At 70.5% G+C, this 6,393-nt stretch carries 6 protein-coding genes and 1 pseudogene; all 7 read left to right on the top strand.

The annotated features are described in order from the left end of the window. Positions 1-132: 132 nt before the first annotated feature. A complete protein-coding gene (locus TX83_RS16815) occupies positions 133-849 on the top strand; it encodes a type 4a pilus biogenesis protein PilO (RefSeq protein WP_064749134.1) in 717 nt (238 codons plus the stop codon). A 1-nt stretch (position 850) separates the two neighbouring features. After that, a complete protein-coding gene (locus tag TX83_RS16810) occupies positions 851-1,399 on the top strand; it encodes a pilus assembly protein PilP (RefSeq protein WP_064749133.1) in 549 nt (182 codons plus the stop codon). A gap of 15 nt (positions 1,400-1,414) precedes the next feature. Beyond that, positions 1,415-3,493: a type IV pilus secretin PilQ gene (locus TX83_RS16805; protein ID WP_079248276.1), complete on the top strand. Its 2,079-nt coding sequence runs from the start codon at positions 1,415-1,417 to the stop codon at positions 3,491-3,493. A 198-nt stretch (positions 3,494-3,691) separates the two neighbouring features. After that, on the top strand, positions 3,692-4,708 hold the full coding sequence (locus TX83_RS16800) for an AAA family ATPase (protein ID WP_064749132.1): 1,017 nt from the start codon (positions 3,692-3,694) through the stop codon (positions 4,706-4,708). A gap of 94 nt (positions 4,709-4,802) precedes the next feature. Further along, on the top strand, positions 4,803-5,699 hold the full coding sequence (locus tag TX83_RS16795) for a DUF58 domain-containing protein (protein ID WP_064749131.1): 897 nt from the start codon (positions 4,803-4,805) through the stop codon (positions 5,697-5,699). Beyond that, positions 5,696-6,154, top strand: coding sequence for a DUF4381 family protein (locus tag TX83_RS16790; RefSeq protein WP_425606120.1), 459 nt, complete (start codon positions 5,696-5,698; stop codon positions 6,152-6,154). Before TX83_RS16795 ends, TX83_RS16790 begins: the two co-directional genes overlap by 4 nt. Before the next feature lie 25 nt (positions 6,155-6,179). After that, positions 6,180-6,393: pseudogene (locus tag TX83_RS23965) on the top strand (vWA domain-containing protein); the annotation flags it as partial.

Here is a 6,393-nt window from a genome sequence, read left to right as displayed (position 1 = left end):
CGCCCAGCCGGGTGCCGCGACCGCTCCGGCCGCCGCGCCGGCGGTCAAGCCGGCCGAGGCCGCCAAGCCCGCCGCCGCCCCCGCCAAGCCTGCCGCCGCGCCGGCCGCCCCGACCAAGACAGGAGCCGCGTCGTGAGCAAGAAGGCTTCTATGAAGAATCTGGACTTCAACAACATCGGCGGTTGGCCGCGCCGCGCGCAGATCGTGTTCTGCGCCGTGGTCGGGCTGGTGATCGTCGGTCTGGCCTGGTGGCTGTTCGTGCGCGAGAAGCGCGAAGAGCTCGAGGGCCTGGAGCGCCAGGAAACCGAGCTGCGCACCACCTTCGAGACCAAGCAGGGCCGCGCCGCCAACCTGGAACCGCTGAAGCAGCAGCTCGCGCAGATGGAGCAGCAGCTGCAGCAGATGCTGCGCCAGCTGCCGAGCAAGACCGAGATGCCCGACCTCATCGTCGACATCTCCCAGACCGCCCTGGCCACCGGCATCTCCAACGAGCTGTTCCAGCCGGGCGCGGAAGTGCCGAAGGAGTTCTACGCCGAGAAGCCGATCGCGTTGCGCATGGTCGGTACCTACCACCAGTTCGGCGCCTTCGTCAGCGGCGTGGCTTCGCTGCCGCGCGTGGTCATCATGACCATGCACGACATCTCGCTGAAGCCCAAGGGCAACAACAACAAGGACGCGGCCGGCGGGATCACCCCCAACAGCCCGCTCGAGCTGGCCGGCACGGTCAAGACCTATCGTTATCTGGACGAGGAAGAAATGGCCGCGCAGAATCCGCCGGCAGACGGTTCCGCTCCTGCCCCCGCCGCCGACGGCGCCGCGGGCGGCGACAGCAAGAAGGAGGGCAGCTGAGATGCGCGCTCGCTTCGTTAGCCGTTCTTCCCTCGCCGGCCTGAGCGCGCTCGCTCTGGCCCTGCTGGCGACCGGCTGCTTCCGCAGCGTCACCAGCACCCCGGGCGACGCGCCGAACCTGGAAAAGTGGGTCGCCGAGGTCAAGGCCAAGCCGGCCCCGCCGCTGGACCCGCTGCCGGTCATGCAGCAGTTCGAAACCTTCGAATACAACGCGCAGGATATGCGCGATCCCTTCAGCACCGCCTTTACCGACGAGGACACCGGCTCCGGCCTGCGTCCGGACAAGGCGCGGCGCAAGCAGCCGCTGGAGATGTTCCCGCTCGACGGTCTCGACATGGTCGGGACCCTGGGCCGCGGGGGCGGTATGGTGGCGCTGGTCATGGCGCCCGACAAAGTGACTTATCGTGTTCGACCCGGTGCGTACATGGGGCAGAACGACGGTCGTGTGACCGCCGTGTCTGAGGAGCGCATCGACTTGGTCGAGCTGGTGCCGGATGGCGCAGGCGGCTGGCTGGAACGACCGGCCTCCGTGGCGCTGGAAGATCAATGATTAGGGGATAGCATGATGATCGTATTCAACGCCAAAACCATGCCGTCGGCCCGACGCCCCATGGCATCCGGCCCGCGCCTGGCGGGGCTGGTGATCGGCCTGCTGGCCGGCATCAGCGCAGTCCAGGCGGCGCCCCAGACCGCTGCGACCGCGCCGGCCGCCGTGCCCGCGCCCCAGGTCGCGCCGACCCCGAGCAACGATCCGGCCAAGCAGCTGCCGGGCGCGATCTCGGTCGCCAACATCGACTTCAAGCGCGGCGACGGCGGCTCCGGCAAGCTCATCGTTCGCTTCAGCGGCGACGGCGCCATGCCCGACCTGCGCAACCAGGGCGCGCAAGTCCTGGTCAACGTCGGCAACGCGCAGCTGCCGGATGCGCTGCAGAAGCCGCTGAACGTGGTCGACTTCGCGACTCCGGTGCAACGCATCGACGCGCGCACCAGCGGCACGGGCACCCAACTGGTGCTCAACACCGCCGGCGCCTACGACACCATGGCCTACCAGACCGGCCGCGAGTACATCGTCGAGGTGGTGCCGCGCGCCGCCGCGGCGGGCAATCGCGCGGTCGGCGCTGCAGGCGGCAAGTCGGCCGCCGGCGCCACCGCCGCGGCGTCCGCGCCGGCTCCGGCGGGCGTGACCCGTACCTACTCCGGCCGCCCGGTGACCTTCAACTTCCAGGACGTGCCGGTGCGCACCGTGCTGCAGCTGGTCGCCGAAGAGTCCAACCTCAACATCGTCGCCGCCGACACGGTGCAGGGCAACGTGACCCTGCGCCTGGTCAACGTGCCGTGGGACCAGGCGCTGGACATCGTCCTGCAGGCCAAGGGCCTGGACAAGCGCCGCAGCGGCAACGTGGTGTGGGTCGCGCCGCAGGCGGAAGTGGCCAAGTACGAGCAGGATCGCGAGGACGCGCGCATCGCCCTCGACAACCGCGTCGACCTGACCACCGAATACATCCAGATCAACTACCACAACGCCGGGCAGATCTATAAGGCGCTGACCGAGGCCAAGGGCATCGGTGGCGGCAGCAGCGGCGGCGGCGAAGGCAGCGGGAACAACGAGAACGGCTTCCTCTCGCCGCGCGGCCGACTGGTCGCCGACGAGCGCACCAACACCCTGATGATCAGCGACATTCCGAAGAAGGTCGCGCAGATGAAGGAACTGATCCGGGTCATCGACCGTCCTGTCGACCAGGTCCTGATCGAGGCCCGCATCGTCATCGCCACCGAAAGCTTCGCCCGCGACCTGGGCGCGCGCTTCGGCGTCTCCGGCCAGAAGGGCGACGTGATCACCAGCGGTACGCTGGAGAGCATCAACAACTACCGCAACATCGAGGCCAAGAACGATCTGATCCGTCGTCAGGCGGACAGCCTGAGCACCGCTGCGGCCCGGTACGCCGACGCCGGCGACCGGACCAAGGCCGAGTCGCTGCAGGACCAGGCCCGCTCGCTGCTGCAGACCCTGACCAATCCGGCGTTCCTGTTCCCGGCCAGCCTCAACAGCAACGTCGGCGTGCTCAACCCGGCCGGCGCGCTGGCTTTCACCATCCTCGGCAAGTGGGTCAACCTGGACATGGAGTTCAGCGCGATGCAGACCGAGGGACGCGGCGAAGTCGTGTCCAACCCGCGCGTGGTCACCAGCAACCAGCGCGAGGCGGTGATCAGCCAGGGCCAGGAAGTCGGCTACGTGACGATCTCGCCGCAGCAGGGCGGCAACAGCATTCCGATCCCGAACGTGCAGTTCAAGGACGTGCTGATGGAGATGAAGGTCAACCCGACCATCACCAACGACGGCCGCGTGTTCTTGAACATGAACGTCAAGAAGGACGAGATCCAGGGTTTCGTCGACACCTCGATCGGCCAGGTGCCGCAGATCAACAAGCGCAACATCAACACCGCGGTGCTGGTCGAGGACGGTCAGACCGTCGTGATCGGCGGCGTGTACGAGTTCCGCGACCGCACCGATCTGTCCAAGGTGCCGTTCCTGGCCGACATCCCGTTCCTCGGCAATCTGTTCAAGAAGAAGAGCCGCAGCAAGGAAAAGGCCGAGCTGCTGATCTTCGTCACGCCGAAGGTGATGCAGGTCACCCAGCGCTGATTCGCGCTGGACGCCGTGCGGAAAGGGCCTTCGGGCCCTTTTCGCGTTTTTGCGGCTGGCGTCGGACCGGGCCTTGCATCGCCTGCGCCGTGAGCGCGGCATGAACTGGCCGCGGCCGCGCTGCGGCGGTTTTGAACCTCTCCCGCCGACTTGGGTCAAAATCGGGGCGTATCGCTCCCGATCGTCACTGGATACCGGATGGACAGCGCAATCGACCGCTCCCGCGACCCCCAAGGCGCCGACGGCGCCCGCCTGCACGACGATTTCCGGGCCCTGCGCGACGCGCTGGCGCTGGAGATCGTCGGCCAGGCCGAGCTGATCGAGCGGCTGCTGATCGCCTTGCTCGCCGACGGCCACCTGCTGGTCGAGGGCGCGCCCGGCCTGGCCAAGACCAGCGCGGTGCGCGCCCTGGCCACGCGCCTGGAGGCGGACTTCGCCCGGGTCCAGTTCACTCCCGACCTGCTGCCGGCCGATTTGACCGGCACCGAAGTCTGGCGCCCTCAGGAAGGCCGGTTCGAGTTCCAGGCCGGGCCGATCTTCCATCCGATCCTGCTCGCCGACGAAATCAACCGTGCCCCGGCCAAGGTGCAATCGGCGTTGCTGGAGGCGATGGGCGAGCGTCAGGTCACCGTCGGTCGGGCGACCTATGCGTTGCCGCCGCTGTTCCTGGTCATGGCGACCCAGAACCCGATCGAACAGGAAGGCACCTTCCCCTTGCCGGAAGCGCAGTTGGACCGGTTCCTGATGCACGTGCGCATCGGCTACCCCGAGGCCGCCGCCGAAACCGAGATCCTGCGGCTGGCGCGCGAACGCGCGCGGCAGACGCTGCGGCCCGCCCCGGCCGCGCTGACGCGGATGCCGCAGGCCGACGTGTTCGCCGCCCGCGCCGCAGTGCTCGACCTGCACGTGGCGCCGGCGGTGGAGCGTTATCTGATCGAGATCGTGCTGGCCTCGCGCGACGCCGGCCGCTACGACCCGGCGCTGGCCCGGCGCATCGCCTGGGGCGCCAGCCCGCGCGGTTCGATCGCGCTGGAGCGTTGCGCGCGCGCGCACGCCTGGCTGGCCGGGCGCGATTTCGTCACCCCCGACGACGTGCGCGCGATCGCCCCGGAGGTATTGCGCCACCGCATCCTGCCTAGCTACGAGGCCACCGCCGAGGGTTGGGACGGCGATCGCCTGCTCGGCGAACTGCTCAAGCGGGTGCCGTTGCCTTGAGGGCGGGGATTCGGGATTCGGGATCGGGGATTCGCAGCGGTTGCGCGGCGACGGGAGATCCCCGTTCGAATCCGCAGTTTGACGGAGGCTTGCGGTGAGCGAAGGGGTGGTGCCGAGTCTGAGCGAGCTGGTCGCGCTGCGTGCGGCGGCGAGCGGGCGGCGCGCTGCCCGCCAGGGCCGCCACGGCGTCAGCGGCCAAGCGCTGTCGCCGCTGCGCGGTCGCGGCATGGAGTACGCCGAGTCGCGTGAGTACTCGCACGGCGACGACGCGCGCCATATCGATTGGCGCCTGACCGCGCGCACCGGCCGTGCGCACACCAAACTGTTCCAGGCCGAGCGCGAACGGCTCAGCCTGATCGTCGCCGATACCGCGCCGTCGCTGTATTTCGGCACCCGGGTGCGGTTCAAGTCGGTGCAGGCGGCGCGCGCCGGCGCGGTCGCGGCCTGGGCCGCGGTGCGCGACGGCGACCGCATCGCCGCCTTGCGCGGCAGCCTGCGCGAGCCGCCGGTGACGCCTGCGGCCGGCCCGCGCGGCGCGTTGCGCGTGCTCGACGCGATGGTGCGCTGGTACGCCCAGGCTCCGGCCGACGATGCCGGCTTGGAGGTCGGGCTGGACCATGCCGCGCGCCTGCTGCGCCCGGGTTCGCGGCTGCTGGTGCTGGCCGATCCGGCCAGCGTCGCAGCGCTGCCGGCCCGGCGTTGGGCGACCCTGGCCCAGCATCACGAAGTCGTGGTGCTGCTGTTGACCGATCCGGTCGAGACGCAACCGCCGCGGGCGATGCTTCCGTTCAGTCGCGACGGGCAGCGGATCGAACTCGATCTCGACGCCGACGACGCGCGCCGGCGCTGGCGCGAGACCTTCGTCGCGCCGGTCGACGCCGCGCTGGAACAACTGCCGGCGCGCGGCGTGCGCGTGCAGGCGTTGGCGACCGACGCGGCCAGCGAATCCTGGCTGCCTTTGCTCGGCCGCGCGCGGCCGCTGGTGGCCTGATGGCCGCGCAACTGCCGCTGCGCGACGTGCATCTGCCGCCGGCGCCGTCGTGGTGGCCGCCGGCGCCGGGCTGGTGGCTGCTGGCCGCCGCGTTGCTGGCGGTCGCCGCGGTCGTCTGGTTCTGGCGCCGTCGCCGTGCGCGGCGCCGCGCGGCGATCGAACGCGTGTTCGATCAGGCGCTGGCCGCGGCCGAAACGCCCGCGGCCCAGGTCGCGGCGATTTCCGAACTGCTGCGTCGCGCCGCGCGCCGGCGCGATCCGCAGGCCGACCGTCTGCAGGGCGAGGCCTGGCTGGAATTCCTCGATCGTGACAGCCGCCGCCGCGACTTCGCCGAAGGCGACGGCCGCGTTCTGCTCGACGGCGCCTATCGGCGCGAGGTCGAGCCCGGCCGGGTCGCGGCGCTGCGCGACCTGGCCCGGCGCCGCTTCCTGCAGTGGATGGGGGCGGGCCGATGAGCGCGCGCGACACGGACGCCGACGCATGAGCGACTGGCTGAGCCGGTGGACCGAGCTCTTCGCCTGGCCGTGGTGGCTGCTGGCGCTGCCGCTGCCGTGGCTGGCGCGCTGGCTGTTGCCGCCGGCGCGCGAAGCGTCGGCCGCGCTCAAGGTGCCGTTCGGCGCGCGCCTGGACGCGGTCGCCGGCCACGGCGGCCGCAGCTTGCGCGGCGGCGGTGCGCGCGGATGGATGTGGCTGG

The sequence above is a fragment of the Lysobacter antibioticus HS124 genome, assembly GCF_000336385.2.
Taxonomy (GTDB): Bacteria; Pseudomonadota; Gammaproteobacteria; order Xanthomonadales; family Xanthomonadaceae; genus Lysobacter; species Lysobacter firmicutimachus.
This window is presented reverse-complemented; position numbering and strand designations above follow the sequence as displayed.